This is a genomic window from Spiroplasma helicoides (assembly GCF_001715535.1).
GTDB classification, from domain to species: Bacteria; Bacillota_I; Bacilli_A; order Mycoplasmatales; family Mycoplasmataceae; genus Spiroplasma_A; species Spiroplasma_A helicoides.
On the sequence record NZ_CP017015.1, the window covers coordinates 1064138 to 1089357 of the forward strand.

General features: G+C 24.8%; 21 protein-coding genes and 1 CRISPR repeat array. Of the genes, 4 read left to right on the top strand and 17 right to left on the bottom strand.

The annotated features are described in order from the left end of the window. Positions 1–156 precede the first annotated feature (156 nt). Complete coding sequence (locus SHELI_RS04815; protein ID WP_069117172.1) at positions 157–627, top strand: lipoprotein; 471 nt, start codon at positions 157–159, stop codon at positions 625–627. Between the two features lie 130 nt (positions 628–757). Further along, positions 758–1222: a lipoprotein gene (locus tag SHELI_RS04820; RefSeq protein WP_069117174.1), complete on the top strand. Its 465-nt coding sequence runs from the start codon at positions 758–760 to the stop codon at positions 1220–1222. Between the two features lie 77 nt (positions 1223–1299). Here SHELI_RS04820 and SHELI_RS06210 read toward each other — a convergent pair whose 3' ends face one another. The 3 genes from SHELI_RS06210 to SHELI_RS04835 all read right to left on the bottom strand — a co-directional run bounded on the left by SHELI_RS06210 (position 1300) and on the right by SHELI_RS04835 (position 2427). Next, a complete protein-coding gene (locus SHELI_RS06210) occupies positions 1300–1587 on the bottom strand; it encodes an OST-HTH/LOTUS domain-containing protein (protein WP_069117175.1) in 288 nt (95 codons plus the stop codon). Between the two features lie 73 nt (positions 1588–1660). After that, positions 1661–2011, bottom strand: coding sequence for an NYN domain-containing protein (locus tag SHELI_RS06215; RefSeq protein WP_069117177.1), 351 nt, complete (start codon positions 2009–2011; stop codon positions 1661–1663). Between the two features lie 170 nt (positions 2012–2181). Continuing rightward, a complete protein-coding gene (locus tag SHELI_RS04835; RefSeq protein ID WP_069117178.1) occupies positions 2182–2427 on the bottom strand; it encodes a hypothetical protein in 246 nt (81 codons plus the stop codon). 85 nt (positions 2428–2512) lie between these two features. Here SHELI_RS04835 and SHELI_RS04840 point away from each other — a divergent pair, with 85 nt between their 5' ends. Next, positions 2513–2824, top strand: coding sequence for a winged helix-turn-helix transcriptional regulator (locus SHELI_RS04840; RefSeq protein ID WP_069117180.1), 312 nt, complete (start codon positions 2513–2515; stop codon positions 2822–2824). 589 nt (positions 2825–3413) lie between these two features. Here the strand turns inward: SHELI_RS04840 and SHELI_RS06250 are convergent. The 9 genes from SHELI_RS06250 to SHELI_RS04875 form a co-directional block, all read right to left on the bottom strand. Next, entirely contained in the window at positions 3414–3548 is a 135-nt protein-coding gene (locus tag SHELI_RS06250; RefSeq protein ID WP_269745952.1) for a hypothetical protein, read from the bottom strand. A gap of 503 nt (positions 3549–4051) precedes the next feature. Next, positions 4052–6992: a CRISPR direct-repeat array (repeat unit 36 nt; unit sequence GTTCTACTACTACATAATTTTACAGGGTACCATAAC). A gap of 26 nt (positions 6993–7018) precedes the next feature. Then, positions 7019–7945: a hypothetical protein gene (locus SHELI_RS04845; RefSeq protein ID WP_069117182.1), complete on the bottom strand. Its 927-nt coding sequence runs from the start codon at positions 7943–7945 to the stop codon at positions 7019–7021. Further along, complete coding sequence (cas2, locus tag SHELI_RS04850) at positions 7945–8253, bottom strand: CRISPR-associated endonuclease Cas2 (RefSeq protein ID WP_069117184.1); 309 nt, start codon at positions 8251–8253, stop codon at positions 7945–7947. Before cas2 ends, SHELI_RS04845 begins: the two co-directional genes overlap by 1 nt. A 4-nt stretch (positions 8254–8257) precedes the next feature. Beyond that, positions 8258–9163, bottom strand: coding sequence for a type II CRISPR-associated endonuclease Cas1 (gene cas1 / locus SHELI_RS04855; protein WP_069117186.1), 906 nt, complete (start codon positions 9161–9163; stop codon positions 8258–8260). 126 nt (positions 9164–9289) lie between these two features. After that, a complete protein-coding gene (gene cas9, locus SHELI_RS04860; RefSeq protein WP_069117188.1) occupies positions 9290–12499 on the bottom strand; it encodes a type II CRISPR RNA-guided endonuclease Cas9 in 3210 nt (1069 codons plus the stop codon). Between the two features lie 74 nt (positions 12500–12573). After that, positions 12574–12972, bottom strand: coding sequence for a hypothetical protein (locus tag SHELI_RS04865; RefSeq protein WP_232306378.1), 399 nt, complete (start codon positions 12970–12972; stop codon positions 12574–12576). Positions 12973–13362: 390 nt separating this feature from the next. Next, positions 13363–13533 (bottom strand): hypothetical protein, encoded by a 171-nt coding sequence (locus tag SHELI_RS06055; RefSeq protein ID WP_157087596.1) that lies wholly within the window; start codon positions 13531–13533, stop codon positions 13363–13365. Between the two features lie 34 nt (positions 13534–13567). After that, positions 13568–15070: a hypothetical protein gene (locus SHELI_RS04870; RefSeq protein ID WP_069117192.1), complete on the bottom strand. Its 1503-nt coding sequence runs from the start codon at positions 15068–15070 to the stop codon at positions 13568–13570. Continuing rightward, positions 15036–17576, bottom strand: coding sequence for a DEAD/DEAH box helicase (locus SHELI_RS04875; protein WP_069117198.1), 2541 nt, complete (start codon positions 17574–17576; stop codon positions 15036–15038). Before SHELI_RS04875 ends, SHELI_RS04870 begins: the two co-directional genes overlap by 35 nt. Positions 17577–18575: 999 nt before the next feature. Here SHELI_RS04875 and SHELI_RS04880 point away from each other — a divergent pair. Continuing rightward, positions 18576–19400 carry a MurR/RpiR family transcriptional regulator gene (locus SHELI_RS04880; protein ID WP_069117199.1) on the top strand — a complete coding sequence of 275 codons (825 nt, stop codon included), beginning with the start codon at positions 18576–18578 and terminating at the stop codon, positions 19398–19400. Between the two features lie 103 nt (positions 19401–19503). Here SHELI_RS04880 and rbsK read toward each other — a convergent pair whose 3' ends face one another. From rbsK to rbsD, 5 genes are read right to left on the bottom strand one after another with little or no spacing between them, the layout of a single operon-like run. Further along, entirely contained in the window at positions 19504–20436 is a 933-nt protein-coding gene (gene rbsK, locus SHELI_RS04885; RefSeq protein WP_069117201.1) for a ribokinase, read from the bottom strand. Further along, on the bottom strand, positions 20429–21409 hold the full coding sequence (locus SHELI_RS04890) for a substrate-binding domain-containing protein (protein WP_069117203.1): 981 nt from the start codon (positions 21407–21409) through the stop codon (positions 20429–20431). Before SHELI_RS04890 ends, rbsK begins: the two co-directional genes overlap by 8 nt. A gap of 18 nt (positions 21410–21427) precedes the next feature. After that, positions 21428–23167, bottom strand: a complete 1740-nt coding sequence (locus SHELI_RS05950) for an ABC transporter permease (RefSeq protein ID WP_084449269.1) — start codon at positions 23165–23167, stop codon at positions 21428–21430. An 8-nt stretch (positions 23168–23175) separates the two neighbouring features. Further along, positions 23176–24690, bottom strand: a complete 1515-nt coding sequence (locus SHELI_RS04900; RefSeq protein WP_069117204.1) for a sugar ABC transporter ATP-binding protein — start codon at positions 24688–24690, stop codon at positions 23176–23178. Then, positions 24690–25094, bottom strand: coding sequence for a D-ribose pyranase (rbsD, locus tag SHELI_RS04905; RefSeq protein WP_198146093.1), 405 nt, complete (start codon positions 25092–25094; stop codon positions 24690–24692). The genes SHELI_RS04900 and rbsD overlap by 1 nt, the downstream gene beginning before the upstream one ends. Between the last annotated feature and the right edge of the window lie 126 nt (positions 25095–25220).

Below are 25220 nucleotides of genomic sequence, written 5' to 3' on the forward strand. Positions count from 1 at the left end.
TTTAATCTAGAATTGAACTTATAAACAAAAAAATCTAAACCTTAACAATTTTTAAATTGTAATTAAGTTTAGATTTTTTTATTGCAAATAAACTTATTTATCTATAAAACAATTTCTATGTGTTATTATTTTTATGGAATAGGAGACCAATTATAAATGAAAAAATTATTAAGTTTATTAGCAGCTACAGGATTAGTTGCTACAAGTGGAAGTGTTGCAGTTGCATGTAACAAAGCAGATCAAAATAGCCTAACTTATGTTGAAGGAAAAAGCGATAAAGATGTTGTTGAAATTTTAAAAAATGAATACATCAAAGATAACAAACTAATTGAAGATTATAAAGACTTTGATGGTGATTTAGAAGGTGTTAAATTTAAAACTGAAGGTAAATTGATTCCAGATGAATCAAAATATTTAATGCCTTTATTTAATAACACAAAAGATATTAAATCAACAGAAGTAAGTAGTGATGAAAAATCTACTACATACAGATTCTTTAGTATTAAAGGTGCAAAAGATGACATTAAATTCGACCTAATATTTTTAGAATATACTCATTCTGAAGGTGTTGCTAGTGTTGAAACAAAAACTTTATTTAAAACTACGGTTAATATTCCTCAAGGGTAATTAATTGTTTATATATAAAAGTAAAAGTCTAAATTGAATTTAGACTTTTTTTATACCTAGAAATACATACTTTTCTTAACTTATAATTTTTTATTTGATACAATCAAAAAGTAATAGGAGAAAAGAAAAAATGAAAAAATTATTAAGTGTGTTAGCAGCAACTGGATTAGTTGCATCAAGCAGTAGTGTTGCAGTTGCATGTAACAAACAAGAAGCTGAAAAAAATTTAACATATGTTGAAGGTAAAAGTGATAAAGATTTTGTCGCAAAACTTTCAGAAAAGATAGTTAAAGATAAAAAGTTGGCTGACGATTTCAAAGATATTGTTGATTCTCAAGTTGGGGAATATAAAATGACCATGGATGGAACACCATTTAGTGTAGAAGGAGAATTTTATGGCTTCTTTAACGAAACAAAAGACTATAAAAATGTTAAGGGTGATACAGAATCAACAGGTGGGTTTTTTTCATTAAAAGGTGAAAAAGATGCTACTAGCTTCAAAATATTTTTTGTAGAAGTCAAAATTACAAAAGGTGTAGAAAAAACAGAAGCTAAAACTTTATATACTAAAACAGTAAATATTCCACAAGAATAATTAACTGTTTATATAAAAATAAAAATCTAAATTTAATTAATGATTAAATTTAGATTTTTTTATATTTTAGGTATAGTTTAAACAACTTTTAAGTAATATGCGTTATTAATTTTTTTAATTGTAAAATGTTTTTTTAGTACATTTTCAAAAAAGACCGTTGCTTTACTACTCACAGATCCATAGTTTTTTGGGTTAAAGTCAGGTATTTTATTATATAGTTCTTTCATAAACTCTGAAAAGTTAGCAAACCCCTTCTCATCTTTTTCTTCGTTTTTCATAATTTCTCTGATAATAACAATTAAATCAGATAAGCTATTATCATCAGATTCTGGTTTTTTAGTATGTGCTTCACTAATTTTGTCCACACTGATAAAACGATCACAAATCTTTTTATACTTATCTTGTGTTTTTGATAAACCAGCACCAATAACTATTTTGTTATTTAATTTTTATTTTTTTTAAAATTGGAGCAAAATCTAGATCATTGGTAGCTAAACAAAAGCAATCAATATAGTCTTTATAATACATCATTTCAGAAACATCTAAAGCAATTCTAATATCAACAGCATTTTTACCACTAGAGTATGATGGTTCAATAATAAAATCTGTTATTCCATATTCTAAAGCTTTTTCTTTAATACTTGAATCTTGTGTATTTGTATAAAATGCTCCTTTATAAAGAATGGTGCCCATTTGTTCTAATTCTTCAATTAATATTTTAAAATAATCCTTATTATTAAAATTATCGAAATCAATAAATAATGCTATTTTTTTATTTGTAATTTCCATATGTTATACCTCTAAATGATTTTAACATTTAATAAAGATAAAGGTTTTAGGAATGTAAAGAATAGTATTTTTTAATTGATTTATCTACTAATAAAAACATAAAAAAACTTATTCTTTTTTTGTAGAATAAGTTGCTTAAAAAATAAGTATTTTTAAAAAATCAAAAGAAATTATCTTCATAAATAAACTAGAACATTTGCATCTTTACCACAAGCACATGTGCCAGCATTTTCTTTTTTTTCTTTTAATTCAATGAAAGCAAAGTCATCACTCATTTTACCATTTTTTAAAGATTCTTGAACTTTTGGTCCAAGTTCTAATGCAGCTAAAACAGTTTTTCCTTCACTTAATAAATTACTAATAGCTTGAAAATCCCCATTAGTAATTTCTACAGCATTGTTTTTATCTAAGGCCATATTAATTCTCCTTTCTATATTATAATATTCATATTAGTTTAAAAATAATAGTAGTTACTTTAAAGTAACATAGCAAGGTTTTAATATGAATAAATGTCCAGTAGAAACAAGTCTAAAAGTGCTTAAAAATAAATGAACAATTTTTATTGTTAGAGATTTATTAACCGGGGAAAAAAGATTTGGAGAACTTAAAAAAAGTATTAATGGAATTACAACTAAGGTTTTGTCTGAGAGTTTAAAACACTTAGAAAGTTATAATATAGTTAAAAGATGATCTAACGATACTTTTCCTTTGGTAGTTGTTTATTCATTGACACCACTTGGATTAAGTTTAAAACAAATTCTAGATGCGTTGACTCAGTGATTTATTGATAATGAAAAAGAAATTAATTTTTAGATAATAAGAATTAACATTAAAATAAACTTATTAACAATTTAATTTGTTTACAAAATAGTTCAAATTTTTATTAAATATTACAAAAATATTTATTTGTATTCTAATCATTTGTATTTGTATAAAAAGTGCCTTTATAAAGAATGGTTCTCATTTGTTCTAATTTTTCATTTAATAATTTAAAATAATTTTTATTATCAAAATTAATAATCAAAGCTATTTTTTTATTTGTAATTTACATATATTATACCTTTAAATGATTAGAACTTTTAATAAAGGTAATGGTTTTATAAATGCAAAAAAGTTGAATGATAAATAAATTTTGATAAATAGTTTTTTAAATTGAACTGGTTATTACTAAATTTAATATATTTTAATAAAGTTGATATTTTAATTTTATATAAAGAAAAAACCAATCATTACGACTAGTTTTTTGACTGTAAATATAGTTATTTATTTTAAACAAACCTTTAAAGAGCTTCATAAAAAGTCTCTAAAGATGAATTGATAATATCACAATTGGTTTTTAAGCATCAAATTTTCTTTCTTGATCAACAGATTTTTCATATCTTTTTTCAAGTATTTTTCTTTCTTATATTGAGTTTTTAGTATCTTGATAAATATATTCCATTCCATCTGTTAATAATCTCATTTCTTTGTTTATTTCTGCTCTTTCTTTGTTTATTTCTTCTATAAATTTATTGATTTCTTCAATTCATTTTTTCATAATTTATCCACCTTTATTTATTTGATTTTACTATTAATTACTATTAAATTACTTAATTTTTTTATAGTTTTGAATATTTTTTACAATAGTTAATACAAATTACTTGTTGTTAAAAGTTTTAATCACCTATAAGATTTATTTCTATTAAAACTTAATTTATAGAATAAGACAAGTTAGATAATTAAAATACTTATTTTTTGTATCATTTGCAATGATATTTTTAAAGAAAAATTTTATTTGATTTAAGTCATAATAATTTAATTGTTAAAAAATATATAGATTTGTTGTATTTATTTAACTTTAATAATTAATGGTTTATATGGTTATCAAATTTATTTATTTTTAAAATAACTTTTAAGTACTTTTATTTGTTTATCCCCTATTCTTTTAGTATAAAGTTTCAGATAATGAAGATATAGCTAATATTTATACAAAACATAGAACTTTATCAAGTTTTTATATATTTATTCTATTTAAAAATACATAATGAAGTTATTTTATCAGTTATACTACTACATAATTTTACAGGGTACCATAACCTAGTGCTTCATCATCATTAAAACTAAAAGGTTCTACTACTACATAATTTTACAGGGTACCATAACCAATATCAGAAATTAAACTTTGATTAAAGTGTTCTACTACTACATAATTTTACAGGGTACAATAACCAATTAGAACTGAAATTATATTTTTATGACGTTCTACTACTACATAATTTTACAGGGTACCATAACTTATAGTCATTAATGTGATTATTAAATTCTAGTTCTACTACTACATAATTTTACAGGGTACCATAACATACATTAATCGCTACATTTGTTATTAATTGTTCTACTACTACATAATTTTACAGGGTACCATAACATATTGAACCAACATGCGAGTTTGTTGCTGGTTCTACTACTACATAATTTTACAGGGTACCATAACAACACTTTCTATAATATGTTCATCATTAAGGTTCTACTACTACATAATTTTACAGGGTACCATAACAATTGATACTATTTCATTTCTCAAATTCTTGTTCTACTACTACATAATTTTACAGGGTACCATAACATAAAAAAAGGAGAAATAAAAAATGATAGAGTTCTACTACTACATAATTTTACAGGGTACCATAACAGATAATAATTAATACTGGTATATTATTAAGTTCTACTACTACATAATTTTACAGGGTACCATAACAATTTTGTTCAACATAATTATCTAGATTTTGTTCTACTACTACATAATTTTACAGGGTACCATAACACATGGGCGATAAAACAGAAATCGTGCAAAGTTCTACTACTACATAATTTTACAGGGTACCATAACTGGATGTTGCTTACAACAAACTTGTTTACAGTTCTACTACTACATAATTTTACAGGGTACCATAACTTTGCAATAAACATTAACATGAATATTGCTGTTCTACTACTACATAATTTTACAGGGTACCATAACTCAATTGACCAAGAAATGTTTCTAGGTTTTGTTCTACTACTACATAATTTTACAGGGTACCATAACGCTGCCTCTGTTGCTTCTGGAGTGGCTTCAGTTCTACTACTACATAATTTTACAGGGTACCATAACCAGCAACCATTAAAGCAATGGTTAATAACGGTTCTACTACTACATAATTTTACAGGGTACCATAACCATTATATTTTGGATCAGCAAAACATGTTAGTTCTACTACTACATAATTTTACAGGGTACCATAACTTGAGCAAGTTGAGTGATATGAAGCATATAGTTCTACTACTACATAATTTTACAGGGTACCATAACCTAGTTTTATAACTTATTTTATACATTTTTGTTCTACTACTACATAATTTTACAGGGTACCATAACGTGGCAATGTTGAAATACAGGAAAACCACAGTTCTACTACTACATAATTTTACAGGGTACCATAACTAAACTCTTCTAATCAAGGTCTATCTTTTTGTTCTACTACTACATAATTTTACAGGGTACCATAACTATACTCTATTTTTTTATCTCATGAGATTAGTTCTACTACTACATAATTTTACAGGGTACCATAACTAGTGATAAGTTTTAAAACCTTATCTATATGTTCTAATACTACATAATTTTACAGGGTACCATAACTCGGCACTATTCAATGTTTTAATAAAAGTCGTTCTACTACTACATAATTTTACAGGGTACCATAACATGTATAGGTGCAGTTTTATGTATTATAGGGTTCTACTACTACATAATTTTACAGGGTACCATAACCTACATGAGATATCTTCGTGTCTAAATCTTGTTCTACTACTACATAATTTTACAGGGTACCATAACCATTGAGAGAAAGGGTCTATTTTGTTTAATGTTCTACTACTACATAATTTTACAGGGTACCATAACGCTCTGTTTCTGCTAGTTTTTGGTCTTTTGGTTCTACTACTACATAATTTTACAGGGTACCATAACCTGGGCATTCATTAATATATTTATCTACTTGTTCTACTACTACATAATTTTACAGGGTACCATAACTAAGTGTCTTCCATGTATTGTTTGTCAAAAGTTCTACTACTACATAATTTTACAGGGTACCATAACATCACAAGTGTGGAACTTATTTAAGTACAAGTTCTACTACTACATAATTTTACAGGGTACCATAACTTGGTATAGTGAAATAGTCTTCTAAAACCTGTTCTACTACTACATAATTTTACAGGGTACCATAACGAGCTAGGTTTGGAAGCCAACTAATTTTAAGTTCTACTACTACATAATTTTACAGGGTACCATAACCTATTCCTAATTGACTAAAACCTAGTGCTTGTTCTACTACTACATAATTTTACAGGGTACCATAACTAACAATCACATTAGGATTTGAATTTGATAGTTCTACTACTACATAATTTTACAGGGTACCATAACACAACTCACCCAAGGCCTTTTGTTTTTTATGTTCTACTACTACATAATTTTACAGGGTACCATAACGACAGTACAGTGAATTCAATTTATGACATGGTTCTACTACTACATAATTTTACAGGGTACCATAACAATAAGCCACTATCAATTAAACCAATCTCGGTTCTACTACTACATAATTTTACAGGGTACCATAACTAACCAACAAAATAAGTAATTTACAAAGTAGTTCTACTACTACATAATTTTACAGGGTACCATAACCAGAGGATATTGTGAATAACTATGGTGGTAGTTCTACTACTACATAATTTTACAGGGTACCATAACAAAAGTATTTTTTTTTATTTTTACTCTTACGTTCTACTACTACATAATTTTACAGGGTACCATAACCATTATAAATTTTTTGTTCTATCTGGTCCGGTTCTACTACTACATAATTTTACAGGGTACCATAACAGTTCTAGTTCAAATTCACACTTAGATTTTGTTCTACTACTACATAATTTTACAGGGTACCATAACCTCAAATCAAGTAAAATTTAGTTATTTTACTTATTTAATAAATATTGGAAAACAGGATAGCTTAAATCTAAATTTTTAGTGTTATAGTTTACAATTAAATTATCTACTTTTAGTTTTAATTCATTTATAAATGCTTCATCATCAGTTAAATCTGAAAAGTTTGAAAAAAATGTTTTGTTATCATATATTTCAGATAAATCAATTATAGAATCACCTAAATATAATTTCATTAATGAATAATCAATCTTTTCTTCACTTACAAATTTTTCAGTTATAATTGTATAATTATCTATCGAGTCTAAATTTTTATAGTGGTGATACATTTCCTCATAATTTAATCCTAAAAAAGGATTTAAAAATAAAAAGTGCAAATTTTTATCACTTACTTTAATAAGAATTTTTAAGATCTCTAAATATATAATTCTTAATTTATTTTGACTAAAAAGAAAGCTTTTATTTTCAACTTCATCATCTATAACCAATATAGTTTGTTCTGCAATATAATTAATTATTTGGTCTTGTAATTCATACTTAAACTTTATATTTAACTTTTGCTCAAGATTATTTTGTAGTAATTCCAAAGCTTTTAATTCAGTTAAGTCAATTGTATTGATAATTCCAAATAAATTTGTAATAGATTCAGATGAAAAAGCATCATAAGTTAAACAAAAACTTATTAGCTCTTTTAAAATCGCTTTTGATCCACCACAAATATCTTTTTGAAAGTCAAAATAGTTGGGTATTTTAATTAATTTTGTTACTGTTTTATCTATTAATATGTCATTTTGCTCAACTTCTATTTCATAATCAATACTAGATGACTTGTTTGCAAACATTAAAGCATAAGAGTTACAAATATCTTCCATTATTTCAATATTATTAATTAAAAAAATATTTTTATTCATAAAATTAAATTGTATTTTATTATTTGTATTTTTATTAAGTATTTTCATTATATTTCTATAAACCTCCTATCATCAATTAATAACTCTCGATCACTTTTTTTACCAACCACTATTTTGATATTTTGATATTGTTTTTCAGTGATTGTTAAAAACCTTACATTTCCTTGTTTAGGCAAAAATTTATTTATTCTTTTCATTACATAATCAACAGATTCCTTGTTATAACAAACCTTAGAATAGATTGAGTACTGCATCATATGAAAGCCTTCTTTAAATAAGTTATTTCTAAAAGTATTGTAGGATCTTACATTTTGTTTATTATCAAATGGTAAATCATAAAAAATCATTAATCTCATATATCTATAACTCATAGTACTCAACCGAAGAACTTATGGGATATTCAATATTTAATGTGTTTTTATTTTCAAAATATTCTATTACCATTTCAACATATTTAGTTATTGCATCTGTTAAAAATATTTTTTTATTATCATAAATTACTTTACAATTTAAAATATTAATAATTTGTAGTTTATGATTTCTAGAAAAATAATCAATTTGCATAACATATTTATAAACAAAATTATCTACAATCGGTCTAAAGGGTTCCATCAAATCGTCTGCTAATGCAAAAGCATTATACATATTGTGATGAAATAAGGCGATACTTGGGTGTAAACCTTTAGAAATAATTGCTCTTATAAAAGCTGTTCTTACAATTGTATAACCAAAGTTTAAGGCTATATTTATATGGTTATCTTGATCTCTTGTAAATTTGTTACCAAAAAGTTCTTTAAAATAAACTTTTGCTGCATGACCTTCTCTATTAGTAGAGTCTCTATATTGTAACTCATCAATATATTTGTATAAAAGCTGTATTTTACTCATATTTTTAAAATTAAGTTTTAGTATATCAATTTGTGCTTCTATTTTTTGTTTAACAATTTGAGTTCACAAATACAATTTATCTTCTTTTTTTCAGTTTAATTGATTATTTATTATTTTTAACTGCAAATGATGAGCATCAATTGGTTGAATTAATGAAACAGGTTTTAAATTAGTATCACAAATTATTGCTAAAACCTTTTTTTCAGATAACTTATTCATTATTCTATTTGTAATCACTGTTTTATAGTTTTCAAATAAAATAGCATTGATATCATCAAGTGGTATATGATACTTTGTTTGTAAACTTTCAACTACTAAATTATTTAAAAATAAACTTACCTTTTCTCCATCTTTTATAATTATTGTTTTTCAAGACATATTTGAATACAAAAAAAGAGGAATAAATTCCTCAGTAACGGCATTTAAGCCTTATATATGGTAGTCCTGTAAAATTATGTAGTAGTAGAACCCATATACAAAATTAATATACCACTATAATTTTAATTAGTCAATAATTTTTATTTTAGTTCTTGTAGAATTTGATGTAATTAATTTAATATTTTTCATTTGTTTGATAGCTTTATAGATTCTTTTGTTGGGCTCCTTAGCTTTTTCTAAATAACAAAATTCTAAGCTTTCACTATTAGAATTAAATCCAGTTACTAATAATGTCATGTTTTCACCTTTGTAATCAAAATTAAGTTCATTATATTTAAAAATTGTGTATTTTTTAATATATGTACTATCAATTTTAAATTTTGCTTTTTCAATTTCATAATCATTTTCACGATATTTAATTTTATTATCACTATTTGAAGTATCATAATAAGCAACTTTATGTGTCACTGGCAATATTTTATACATATTTAATGTTTTTGAATAAAATAAATCATAACCTAAAGCATTTGATCCAACAACTACAACCTCTTTATTTTGTTTAACATTTTTATATTTGTGTGTTATTTTTGTAAATTGATTAATTATCCCTTTATCATATTTTAAGTATCTCACTATTGGTGGATTTTCTTCATTAGATTGCTTTACAATTTTTTCATTTAACTCATAAGTAAAGTGATAAAAAGGATTTTTAATTGGTTTGTTTTCTTTATCAACATCATTGACATAAGTGTCAAAGATTTTTTGTAAATACTCATATGTTTTTTTATCAGAATTATATATTAACAATTTGTGTTGATCTTTTGTAAATAATTCTTTTAAGTTCTTAATATCGCTTGGTTCAGTAGATAAAATATCAATTCTAACTATTTTATGTAAACCTTCTTTTGTAACTCTAGTTGAATAAATTGTTTCATTAAACATTTGTTTGTTTGTTCTTTTTTCAACTTTTCTACTAAAGTTATATTGGTGAGTACTGATGTCTTGTATAATTGAAACTAATTGGTCTTTTTTAATAACTTGATCACTATTTAAATCTTTTTCCAGCATGCTCAATGTTTTTCCATCTTTAATATCAATAATTGGTGCAATTGCACATATTGTTGCATCAACTGCATGATGTTTATAATCATCACGATCTTTTTTACCTAAGTGTAAAAACTTATTTCTAATATAATTTGTAAAGCCCCCATTAATAGTTTTAATAGAATAGCTTTTATTCAATTCTTTTTTAAAGAATGTTAAGTAGTTTTTAACTTCAGAAGTTGCATATCTAGTATCATTTAAATTTCTATTTATAAAACTAAATTGAATTTCTTCATCATTTATATTTTTTTCAAAAACTAGATTTTCATATTTTCTGGTTCCATATTTTCCAAACTTTTTATTGGTTACATATAAATTATAAACTCTAGCTTTATACTCATCTCAATTACGATTAATTTCTTTAAAGTATTGTCATGGTGTGTTTTGCTTTTTATTTTGATTTTCTTCTCTTAAAACTAATACTTTATTAGATCTTGAGTCATCAAAAGAGACTGAAAATGGAATTATATGATCAATTTCACAATAATTTGGTTCACTTAAAAGACGATCAACATCAATTGATTTTCCAGAATATACACATTTACCATCTTGTTCATTAAATAATATTAATTTTGTTTTAGTTTTTATATCAACTTTGCTGACAGTTTTTTTGTATTTTTCTTCTATTTCACTATTTTCTTTTGCATTTTTTTTCTGAATATCTGCAATATATTTTTTTCTATCTTCAGAGTTAGATTCTCTTGCAAGCTCAATAACAATATCTTTAATTTCTAAATCATTCATTTTTTCGATTTCTTTAATTATTTTGATACTTTCAATTAAAGCTCTTTTTACAACTGGAGAAATATACATTTCAGATATTTTATTTCTTAAAACTGGTAATCTAGTAAACTTACCCTCAATTTTTATATTATAATCAGGTTTAATTCCTTTTTCTGAAAATACTTGCATATGATTTTTATTTTCATATCACATATCTTCAATTGCTTTATTCATAGTTTTAATACTTAAACTATGTGTACCAGTAAAGCTCAATAAAGAAATTACTTCAGCTTGATTTTGATCAAACTCGATATCTTTTATTTTCAGAATTTGTTCTTTTCTAGATTCTGCAGTTTGATATACTGTTAATATCTTTGCAATTTGATCTAAAACTTTTATATTGTCTAGTTTAATAAAAGAATAATCTAAATTTGCTTTTATTGAAGCAGCTCTTAATTTATTGATAAATTCAAAATTAGTAAAATCTGGTGTATTATTTTTTTTAATTCTATAACCTGTAATACCAGAAACATCAACCTTAGCTATTTTGGCTATTTGTTTCAAATTTATATTTTTATTTTTTACTTCTTTGTGTTCAATAACTGAGTTTATAATTTCATATTTTTGTTCATATGTTAGTCCTGAACTTAATCCTTCAATTTTTAAATTATTTAAATCATTTAATATATTAAAAAGATATGATGTCATAGAGTGTTTTGGCGCTCTTTTTTCCTTACTGTCATAAGTATCATACCCAGATAGTCTTTCAAAAAATTCTTTTTCATCTTTTCAACCATACTTACTTTTTTGTGTTTTAGATGAAGTAGTTCATCCTGGTCCATCAAAATATTGTCTTTTTCTATCAAACAACTCTAAATATTTTTCACAAAAGTCTTTATCTACAACATTAAATTTAACTTGAGTTTCTAAGATTTTTTCAATTTCTCTTTTATATCACTCATGAGCAATTAAAGAATCTTCTGTATTTATACCTCTATATTTACCATACAATTTATAATTATCTAATTGAATTTCAACTGGTAACTTATCTTTTTTATCTGTTATTTTTGATATATCAATTTCTTCTTTTTTTTCTTCTTTCATTTCTAAAATATCATCTTTATAATTAAAACTTCCTCTTTTTTTAATGAAGTTAAATAGTAAAACTAAAAGCTCATCTCTTGAAATTTGCTCATTAAGTGCTTGGTTTCTTTTTTCTAGATAATTAAAATTAAAGTCTAATTGATAAAAATCTTGTTGACTATTTATATACTTAAAGTCAACAAAAAGCTTGATAAGATCCATTCTTCTTCGTAGTGCTCTTCTTAGATTTCTTCTTCTTCCCCTTTGTTCTCTTCTATCTGATGTAGTTGAAGTTTTAGAAGTTCCAGCATTAGCTTCACTAAAAAGTCTTGATCCAGCCTTTACAATTTTTTTATTTTCAATATCATAAATTGACCATCCAACCGATGCAATTCCTATATCTAGTCCTATATTAACTTTTTTCATAATTTTTCCCTTTCTGTTTTTTTAATTATAAATAAAAGAAATGAAAATTAAAAGTGTTAATATAGCAAATGTAGTTAAAATTCGTTGTATTCATATATAGAAATTAAAAATATTGTAATAAGAGATACCGTGCTATCTAAAATATCATAATCAGACTTATTTTTTAAATCATCAAGTATAAAGTACAATGGCAGTAAATGAACTGTGCTATTTCTTAAATTTTTAAGGTCTCTACAAAAAAAACTGTTAGCCTTAATTATTTTACTATACTCACTTTCTATTTTTTCCACGCATGCTATATTGTTTTCAAAAAAAAACTTTCTTATTACCGTGTCATCAACCTTAGAAATTATTGCATCTAAAATAATTTCTGAAGTATGCTCATCTTTATATTTAAAACATCATTCTTGATACCTATTATTTAGCAAATTATAAGAAAGTTCAACATTTAAATACCCTATTAGTGAATACATTTTTTCAAAAAGAATTACTCTTTCATCAAACAAATTTAAATCTTTAAATATTTTTTTAGATTCTTCATAGCTTTTTAGCTCTTTGCTATGTAAAAATTTTATTCATTCTTTTTTTTCCTCATAAATTTTTAAAAAATAATTTATTGCATCTATAAAAAAATTTATACTGATAGGAAATTTATAAAAAAGTTGTTTTATATTTTTTATGCTTTTATCTTTATTATTAATAAATTCCGAAATAAAAGATCAAAATATTTCGTCATAGTCGTTTTTTAGTTTTTGAAAAGACTTGTAATCCTTATTTAAACTTTCAATATTTTTAAAACTTGATTTATAATTTTGAATAGCGTTTTTTCATAAACAGAAAACTTCTTTTACATTTTTTTCATTTTAATCTAATTTTACTTTATCTTTATTTAGTAAATTTTTTAACTTAGCAACTGCTATTTTTTTTTCATTTTCAAACTGAGTAATCAGTTTATATTCATCCATATTATTCATATAAGTTCAAAGTCTTAAAAACTTATTTTTTAATTCCAAAATTATATCTTTTATATTCATATAGTCACCTTCATATTACATGTATTTTAAAATATTATCTCTTTTTATTTTTCTTTTTTTTAGAGCTATTATTGTTACTTTTCTTTATCCCTTTATTTTTTATTTGTTCTGCTACTATGTCATTTATATTTTTATAATATTTCACTTCTTCAAAAGTTTGTTGTAGTTTGAATATATCTTTACTGTCAATTGTTTTTTTATTATGTGCTATATTTTTATTGTAAAATTTTTTTAACTTTATTAAATTTTCATCATTCATATCTAGTTGTTTCATATTTTCTCTGACTCCAGATCTTGACATATCTCCGAGCATTCGAGAAATTTCATCACTTAATGATTTACAATTGTTAATATAATTTTGGGCAGCTAGAAGATCTTTATCACTTAATATAGATTTATGTCTATGATAAATTTCTACTAAGTCTTTTTCAGCTAATTTTAATTTATCATTTATTTGATATATATTAATCAATTGATTTAAATTTTCAAAACTTTCATACATAACTTCTAATGATTGAAAGTCTCAAATATTTTTTAATTCAGTTCCATTTTCTTCAATAAGTTTTAAACCTAGTTTCGTAATTTCTGGTGAGTTTTTTACTAATAGAAGTTTATTGACTACTTCGCATTTTAATTTACTGTCTGAGCTTGATGATATAAGTTTTATTAGTATTTTATTTTTTATTTCATTTCACCCATTGTTTAATAGTAAACTTTCAAGAATTTGATTAAATAAATCCACCTTAGTTTTGTCTTCATATCTTAATTTATTTTCATATAATCAATAATTTTGGTATTTTAAACATATCATAACTTCTTTTGCAAACTCTTCATTTAATAAAATGATTTTATCATTATGCTCATAATGAAATTTATTTGTTATCATATCTACATCAAAATCATTTAACTGTTTAAACTCTCCATCTATCAAATCGTTTTTCACTTGAAGACCTTTTAAATCAATGTCTAAATTTTTAGTTATATAATTTTCAAAATCTTCATGTTGTATAATAAAGTAATCACTTTTATTGGGATCTAATCTTAGAAAAATTTCATCATTATCCACTTTGAATTGATAACTGTCAGTTGAATTATTTTCAATTCCATCATTTTTAAAGCTTGATTTAATGAATGTTTCATCTTGGTCAATACTTTCTTTTATAAAATTTTCCTCTTCAAAAACATTACCTTTAAAATATTGACGTTTAAATATAGTTAAGTCTAAACTTGGTATGTAACTATAATTTAAATTTTTTATTAGCTTTATTGGTATTAAAGAATTTAAAATTATTTTTTCAATCTCTTCTATATCAAATTCTTCTTTCATTTCAGTGTACTTATTTATAAAAAAGTCATACAAGCTACCTTTACCAGTAATTGAAAAAATTAGTTCTATAGCATCATTTTCGTTATTTGTATTTTTTATGATTGAAGCAATTAAATATTGATCGAATGTCGATTTTTGAAACTTACTTGTAACTATTTCAATAGTTCTATCTATTTTAAGTAAATTTAAATGAGCTGTTCCCTTTAACATCTATAATTTCTCCTTCTACACTTATTTGCAAGTAACCTTCATATTTTTTTATAGTTCCTATTATTTCTCCTAAGTACTTTCTTTTGTTACTGTTTGGTGCTTTCATTTCAAGCTTTTCTAAATTTCTACTACCAAATAAAAATAACTTATCCCTGGCTCTTGATAAAGCAACATTAATTCTTCTAAAATCTTCTAAAAAAGTTTTTTTAGTTAAGTCTGTAACTACAGTACTTACTAAGACAATATCTGTTTCTCTACCTTGAAATGCATCAACTGTGTCGATTTCAAAACTTTTAAAAGTTTTTTTTACTTTATTAATTAGTGGTTTATTTTCATTAATAAATAACTTTAATTGATCTTTATATGGAAAAATTATTGATACTGTTGTATTGTTTGGGTTATCGCATTTTTCTAAAACCTCAGTTAAAACTTTACTAATTGCTTTACTTTCTTGAACATTGAATCTAGAAGTTGATCCAGGATTAGAAGTGTCAGTCCCATTTAGTGGTTCTAAAAAATAAATATCTTTTTCGTTATTTAAATAAGAATCATTTTTAAAGTATACTTTTTTATCATTAATTCCATTTCTATAACCAGTAAGTTGATTATCATAAAATATATTATATGCACCAAATATTTGTGGACATGATCTATAATTGATATCAAGCATTATCAACCTATCGCTTTGTTCAGCCTTTTTAATAGTTTTGGAAAAAACAGACTCACGATAAATTTTTTCTAATTGATCAAACTTATCTTCATCAAAAGATTTTAAATGCTTTACCTCATCTTTATTAAATTCTAATAAGGGAGCTAATTGGTAGTCATCACCAACTAAAATTATTTTTTCAACGTATGGTAGATATCTTAAAACTTCTGTAATAGGACATTTTGATACCTCATCAATAATTAATCAATTATAATCTTTTAAAACTTCTAAACCTTTTTTCCCGGAAATTGCTGTTGTTGTTGTAGTGGCACCAATTACTAAGTAGTCAGGATTGCTGCTGCTTGTATAATTTAAAAGGTTCTCTCCTTTAAAATTATTTAAATCATTTAAAATATTATTTTTTATACTAACGTTTTCATAATCTTCTAATCAGTTAGATATTTTTTGTCCTCAAGTATTATACAAAGTTTCATCTAGTTGTGATTCACTGTATCTATTGATTTTATTTGTTATTCTTTTTGGGATTATTGGATCTTTGTTTTCAAATAACTTATCTAGCACATTATCAATAGCAACATGAGTTTGTGATGAAATAATGACTTTCTCTTTTAACTCTTTTGTAATATATTGAACAATCGCATTTATTACATGAGTTTTACCTGTACCTGGTGGTCCTTTAATAAGAGTTATTGGTGAACCATCAATCGCTTTTAAAAAGGCTTCTCTTTGAGATTCATTTAAATTTTTAGTATATTCATTTGTTACTTCACTTGCTATGAAATTTATGTGATTATTTGGAATTGTTTCATCTCCAATTAAGTACTCAATTAAATTAATTGCTGCACTACTATTACCTTGATTAATCAGTCTTAAAGAATTATCAATTGATTCAATTTTTATTTCTTGCCCTTTATCATAAAGATTTATAAATGAATATTCTAATTCATTTTTTTGATCAACTTTTACATAAATTTCTATTATACTTTTGTTTTCTATAACATTCATAACATCCAACTGTTTGATATTATTGGAGTTTTTAGAATCAATATTTTGAAAATTACTTGCAAATATATTTTCTTTTGCCCTGGAAAGCTTTGCATATCTACCTTTTTTGTTTTCAATATCAATAATTATAATTTCTTCTACTTTATTTTTAATATTGTTTGGCATTCTTGAATAAACATTTAATGGAGCCTCATACCCCATTATCATATCTCTCTCATCATACATAGTTATTAAGTCTGTATATACATCTTTTAAACTTCCATCATTCTCAAATAGCTCTTTACAATCTACTGAAATAAATTTTATTTTTTCTGAAATATCTTTTATCTCATAGTTTTCATTATTATTGATCTCATTGTACAATTCTTTATAAAAATGAAATATTTCCATAAACTCATCAAACTGAGAAATATTAAACTCGAAATTATCATCATCAATTAAATCGTTTAAAAATTCTTTTGTATCTTCTATGCTTGATGGGTTTGTGTGTACAAATTCAATCGATTTCTTACAACCTTTTAATTTTTCAAATTCTACATTATCTAGCTTTCTGAAATTAAATACAAATACTTCTCCACCAAAAGGATTTGTATACGAGCACTGAACACTACACTTCAAAATGACTACTCCCTTAGTATAATTAAGTATTATTTCGACATTTCTTATTCCTTTTATTTGTGTTTCATCTTTTCTATCATATTCTATTTCTAATTGTTTTGTAGTAAATTTAACCTCAAGACAGTCTGAACCATATAGTCCTTCAACAATATCTTGTCATTCATCTTTTTTATTTAAATTATCAGTATATTTAAGTTTAAATTGTGTTTTCATTTTGTTCCTTTCTAAAATCATATGAGCTTTCTATTAACTTTAATTTTTTTGCTTTATATTTTTTTGAATCTATATCTTTTAGCTTTTTATAACTTTTTTTATTAGTTTTTATTTTTTGATTTCTTGTATAGTTTGGCTCATCAACTAATCTATGTGTAAATAACTTTTTTCTACTCCTTGTGCGTCTATCTAAAAAATAGATATCATTTCTATTACTTTTAATTATTTTTAGATATTCGTCTTCGTCTATTTCTATTGGAATTTCTAAACACCAATCAATATGATCTTTTTTTATTCCTCTTCTTTTAAAGGCTTCTTGACTAGCTTCTTTTGTATTATTAGCTTTTACTGCAATATAAATTGGCAGGTATTTGTCTCTACCTACATGTCCAAACTTACAAAGTACTTTAAAAAATTTAATAATATCCCTCCTAATCTTGATTGATATATAAAAGTGATAATTAATAAGGTAAACAAAAAAATTATTAATAGTTAAATCGTAAGTTTTGTTTATAAGGTGTACAACCTACTCAGATATTTCTACCTTTTGGGGTGTTGAACTTTAATATAAAGCTCTCTTCGTTTTGCATAAATATAATAACATATAAATAAAAAAAGTAAACTAAAAGTTTACTTTTTTTATACTCTATGGATGTACACCTTAAACAATGCAAAACGAAGATGCACACCCGTGGTTTTTCGTTTTGCATTATTATTATAACAAACTAAATTATTGGTTTTTTTATTATTAAAATTATTTTTAAAATGCTTTTAGTTTAAGATAAACATTTCTTTATTCGAGAGCTTTTTTTATTTTTATACTCCATTTATTATTAAGAGCTATTTTTTTAGTTCTTGTGATTATATTTTTTTGGAGTACATTACTTTCTACAAATAGACCTTTAGCCGATCATCAATAAACTTAGGTTTTTTTCTTTCTTTTTTTTCATTTATTTATATAATTCTTTTTATAAAAATTTTTTATTATATAATTAATGTATGAAAGAAAACGAAAGAAAATTAACTTATTATGAACAAATAACATATGACAAAATATTGAAAAACCCAAGTTTTTTTATTGATAGCAGTTTAAAGGATCTTGCTAAGGTTTATAATATTTCAGATGCAAGCATAGTCAGACTAATAAAGAAAATGGGTTATAAATCTTTAAAAAATATGCAAATGGATTTCTACAATAAGCTGGAATTAGAAAAGTTAATGTCAATAAATTGTGAAGAGGGAGAAGATTATTCAACAAAGTTTTTAGCAAAAGAGATTTTGGCATATTCAATTTATTCAATTATAGAAACTAACAAAAATTTAGATTATAAACTAATGAATGATTTAGGTTATAAATTTGTCAAGAGTTCAAAAATTTTGGTATTTGGAGTAGGAAATTCACAAATAACTGCAAAGTATTTCTCAACTTTGATTTCTAAGTTAGGACTTTTTTCTACTTATAGTGATTCTATTCATAACAATTTAATATCTATGCAATTTATGACAAAAAATGATGTTTTAGTTGTTTTTTCTTCTCAATTAAAAACAAAAGAATGTGTTAAAACTATACAAATAGCTAATAAAAATAATATATGTGTGGTGTTGGTGACGACAATAAAAGAATTAAATGAATATATAAGAGCAGACTATATAGTGAACTACAGTAAACATAGTTTGGAGTATAACAATTTTCCAACTTTTTCATCTAATGTGGGTCAAATGTACGTAAGCAATATTCTTTTCAACATAATATCTAAAAAAGTTGATTACTATCAAGCAAAAATTAAAAAAGCAAATATTTTAATTGATGATTGAAATAAATAATTTTATTAAAATTAGTATACAAAAAACCCCTATTATTTAAATAAGTTTAATAACTTAAAAAGTATGAGGGGTTTTATATTATTTACATAATAACCTTTTTTCATTATTGAATTGGTTTTTCTTTCATTTTGTCTAATACCTCATCTTCACTTGGGATAGAGACTTGTGCACCTCTTCTTGTAACTGTTATAGATGAGGCAAAAGTTGCAAAGTCTAAAGCTTCCGATAAAGTTCCACCCTTAGAAATAGTTCTTATAAAACCTCCAATAAATGTGTCACCGGCAGCAGTTGTATCAATAGCTTTTACAGAGATTGCTTTTTTATAAAGACTTTTTTCTTCACTAATATATAAAGATCCTTTTTCTCCTAAAGTTATTAATAGATTTGTTTTATAATTTTTTACAAAATTTTTTGCTTCAACTTCTATTATTTTAATATCTTTTATGTTTTCTTTACCAATTAATTTACTAAACTCAGTTTCATTTGGTATTATTAAAAAACATTTTTCAATAATACTTTTGCTAATTTTTTTGAAGGGTGCGGGATTAAGAATTACTTTTATGTCATTTCTATATGCTAAATCTACGATTTTTTCTATAAAATTTAAATTAACTTCTAATTGAATTAATAAATATTCATATTCAGCGAAAAGCTGAGATATTTTTTCAATATCTTTATCATCAAAATCATCATTTGCTCCAGGGTGAACTATTATTCTATTGTTCCCATTTTTTTCTATAACTATACCCGCGCAACCCGTATTATATTTTTCCGATTTAGTAATAAATGGTAGATTAACTTTGTTATTTGTTAAATTTTCAATTATTTCATAACCGTCGTTATCTTCCCCAATTTTACACACAAAGGAAACATCTGCATTCATAATTTTTACAGCTAATGCTTGGTTAGCACCTTTACCACCAAGAAATTTGGAGAAACTTGTTGCCACAATTGTTTCTCCTTCAACAGGATACTTATCAACATTATATACATAATCAATATTAGCACTACCGATTACTAAAACTTTTTTATTCATTTATACCTTGTGGTTTGATAAGATTTGCTGATACAGCTGTATAATTTTCATATTTTTTAGCTAATTCTTTACCATCTTTTAAAATTTTAATAACTGAATCAATTGCTTGTTTAATCATTAATGATGGGTTTTGTTCAATAGTTAAAAATAAGTTATCGCTTGTTTCATTGGTTCATTTTGAAATTGATTCTTTAGCATCTGTATTACCATCAAAACCAACTACTAAACCTGTTTTAAGTCAGTTTTTCATGCTATCATCACCTTCTTTTAAAGCTGCAAGTGCCCCCATTGCCATTTCATCATTTTCTGCAAAAATTACATCAGCATTTTTTACTGCGGTTGTAAAGTTTGTTTGAACATCATTTTTAGCTTTATCTCTTTCTCAGTTTTGGAAATTTGATTCTCCATTTGTTGCATTGACTAACTCTATTTTATCTTGATGATCACTAACAAATCCCGCATATCTTTTATTTGATGCATCAGCTCCACTTACACCTCTAATAATATATACTTTTAATTTTTGATCTCCTAAATTTTTATATTTAGTAACAGCATCAAATAATTTTCCGGCCTCTACCTTATTATCGGTAACAAATGAGCCTTCACCAATTTTGCTGTCAAACTCACGATCAACTGTTACCAATGGTAAATTAGCATCTATAACTTTTTTACCTCCTGAAGAATTTTCGGCATTTACTGGATTTACAATCACACCTTTTGGTTGGGCTGTAAGAGCATTCTCTATATTTGATGTTTCTAAGTCTGATTTGTCTTGTGAATCATAAAATTTAAATTGATATGAAGTTTCTTTTTCATATGCTTCTGCAACAGATTTCATTGTTGAAAAATATGGGTTTGCTGTTGTTGATAAAACTATTGCTATTGAATCTTTTGAGTTACCGCAAGCCATTACACTTGACCCAGCTGAACTCGAAATTGCTACTATTCCTAAAACACTTAATAATCTTTTCATATTATTTCCTCCTAATGTTTATATTTTTAAATACATTTTAGTTTTTTTATATATTCTATTTAAAATAGTGATTTTTGTATTTGATAAGATTGCTATCAATATTACAACACCTTTTATAATAAATTGTATGTTTGAATCTATTCCCACAACAACTAAGGCATTTGTTAATACTGACATTACAAACCATCCTATCATTGTTTGAACAACACCTCCTTTTCCTCCATTGAGTGATGTACCACCAAGAACAACACATGCAATTGCATCTAATTCTCACGCATTACCTGTAGTTGGTGTTGCAACTTTTACACGAGCCATGTAAATTAGTGAACCAAATGCCATACATATTCCACCAAATACATAAACCGATAGTAGAAGTGGTTTTACTTTTATCCCTGAAAGTTCTGCTGCTTTGTAATTTCCACCCATCGCATAAATAGATCTACCATATCTGCTAAATTTCATTAATACACCCACCACAATTGCAAGAGCAAATAGAATGTATACAATTAATGGTATTGCAAATATCTTGTATTGAGTTAAGAAATTTAAAAAGTCACTTTCAAAAGGTATGATTTTATTTTCTAATTTAATATATGTTGCACCTCTTCAAACCAACATTAGCACCAATGTTACAATGAAAGGTGGCAATTTGAAGTAACTAACTAAAACACCCGATATTAAACCTGATGCACTAGAAAACACAACTATCATTATTAAAACAACTCATATGTTATTACCATCAACTATCATCTTAGCTCCTATCGCCGTAGAAAAGGCTAATGTTGAACCAATCGATAGATCGATACCACCTGTTAATATAATTAATGTAACACCTATAGCAAAACACCCTAGCGCTGCATTTTGACTTAAAATATTAATTCAGTTTTGTGTTGTAAAAAACAAAGGTTGTGCAACACCAATACCAATTGTAAAAATCATAATAAATATAACCAATTTAAAGGAGTTTATTGTTGAAATAGTTTTATCTTTAATTTTTACTTTTGTACTAAAATCAAATAAAAATTTTGAATTTATTTGTCCTCTAAGTTTTTTATACTCTTTACTATTAGATATTAAGTTTAGTTGCTTAGTTTTTTCATCAACTTTATCAGAATTGAATATTGATTTTTTTTCATAGTCCAACGGACCTATTTTATTAAGTTCTAATTTGTTTTTATCTTCTATTAAATTTTTATTGTATTTATAGTTTTGCAAAATTTTAGCATTATTTGCAAATTCTTTATTCTCAATTTCTAATATTTGGGAACTTTTAGTTTCAATAACATTAATTTGATTTTTTAATAACTCTTCTACTTTATTACAATGCTTTTCTCGCGCTGCATTAATTTTATTTATTATCAATTTATATTTAGCTCTTTTTTTATCAATAAAAACATTTCATTTTTTTTCTTTTTTTATTATTACTTCTTTATAAAAGTTTTCTATTTCTATGGTTCTTTTTTCAAGATTTAATTGTAAATCTAAACTCTCATATAAACTTTTATCTATATCCTTATTTTTATACTTATAATCTAAATTAGTTTTTTCTTGAACTAACTTATTAATTTTTTTATCTTTTTTCTTTTTTATAGACTCTATGAATATATCTCTATAACTTGATAACTCATAAATTTTATCAACTTTTTTTTCAACTCTTCTGTCATAAAAATCATTAATAAACTTTAGTTTCATGTCTTTGACATGAGCCGAATAATCAATTACATTATCTATAATATTATATTTTTTTAAACTTTCCATAGTCACCTCTATAATGCATATTTGATAACATTTTCTTGCGTAATGTCTTCACTAATAATTTTAGCGATTCTTCCATCTTTCATAACAGCTACTCTATTACATAATCCAATAACTTCAGCCAAATCTGACGATATTACAATAACTCCAATACCATTATTTTTAGCTTCATAAATTAGATCGTAAATTTCTTTTCTACTTCCTACATCAACACCTCTAGTAGGTTCATCAAATATTAAAACCTTAGGTTTTGAACAAAATGCTTTCGCAAGCAATACTTTTTGTTGATTACCACCTGACATAGCGCTAACTTTTTGATTGTAAGAAGGAGTTTTTATTGAAAAGTATTTTATAAAATCTTTTGCTTTTTGAGTCTCTTGACTAGGTTTTACAAACCCAAATACAGATAAATTTTTTAAGGATGACAAACTAATATTTGTTTTTATTGACTCATCCAAAATTAACCCTTCGGACTTTCTATCCTCAGTAACATAATAAAAACCTTGTTTAATAGCATCTGATGGAGACTTAAAAGATATTTTTTTATCATTTAATAACACTTCACCAGATCCTTTGTCTAATAATCCAATCAATGATTTAAACAACTCAGTTCTTTTAGAGCCAACAAGACCAGCAAACCCTAGTATTTCTCCCTCGTAAAGATTGAACGAAATATTTTTTAAAAAACTACTAGTTATATTTTTTACTGAAAAAATCACTTTTTCGTTAATACAAGTAGTTTTTTTTGGAAATTTATCTTCAATTTCTCTACCAACCATTTTTGCAATTAAATCGTTTTCACTAAGTTCACCAACTTTATACTCACCAATAAATTCGCCATCACGGATAATTGTAATCAAATCACATATTATAGGTATTTCTTCAAGTCTATGGGATATATATAAAATAGCACAATCTTCTTTTTTAAGTTTTTCAATAATTTTAAATAAAACCTTAGTCTCTTTTTGAGATAGTGAAGATGTGGGTTCATCCATAATAATTATTTTAGATTTCTTAATTAATGCTTTTGCAATTTCTACCATTTGTTGTTCTGCAATTGTCAGATCCTTCATCAATTTATTTATTGGTATATTTAATGACATCTCCTCTAGTGTTTGTAACAATAATTTTTTTTGTTTTTTATATGAAACAAATCCTAATTTACTTTTTTCGTGCCCAATAAATACGTTGTCAATCACAGTCATGTCTGGAAATGACAATATTTCTTGATGTATTATACAAACTCCGTATTTTTCAGCTTCCTTAATATTATTAAACGTAATACTCTCATTTTTTGAATTATAAATGTGACCAGATGACATTTGATATACACCACTCAGGATATTCATCAATGTAGACTTACCAGCACCATTTTCACCTAAAATTCCCATTACTTTTCCTTTAAAAATATTTAGGTTAACACCTTTCAATGCCTTAACTTTTCCAAAATTTTTTTTAATATTTTCTAATTTTAATATTGGACCACATTGTAGGTTTTTATTGATTAAAACTTCTTTATTTTTCATTAAAAATTTACACCTGATTCTAAAATAATATTAGAGAATTTTGTACATTCACCCGTTCTTATTATTGCTACACAATTTTTTGTAAGCTTTTTAAAATCCTCGTGTGGTAAAAACTCCATTTTGTTTGGATCTATAATTTTTTTTAAAGCATTTAGGTTCTCGCTATTTTCAGTTTTTATTTCACTTGCCAAAATGACTTTTTGAAAACTAAATATTTCTGCAAATGAATTTACTAAATCTAAAAATGGGGGTTTTCCTTTTACATATGATAAATCTATTCTCACGACTTCTTTTGGTATAGGTAGTCCAGCATCACAAATGCAAATAGTATCAAAGTGACCCATTTTTGAAACAACTTCTAAAATATTGGAATTTATAAAATTCGACTTCAACATTAAAATCATTCCTCCTTTCATTAATATTTAACTCTTTTATTTAAAATAAATTGGAAAATATTTTATTATTTAAATTTTTTTTAGAAAACCTTGTTAAAATGTAGTTTTTTTTATCGTAATATAAAAAAAAGTTGT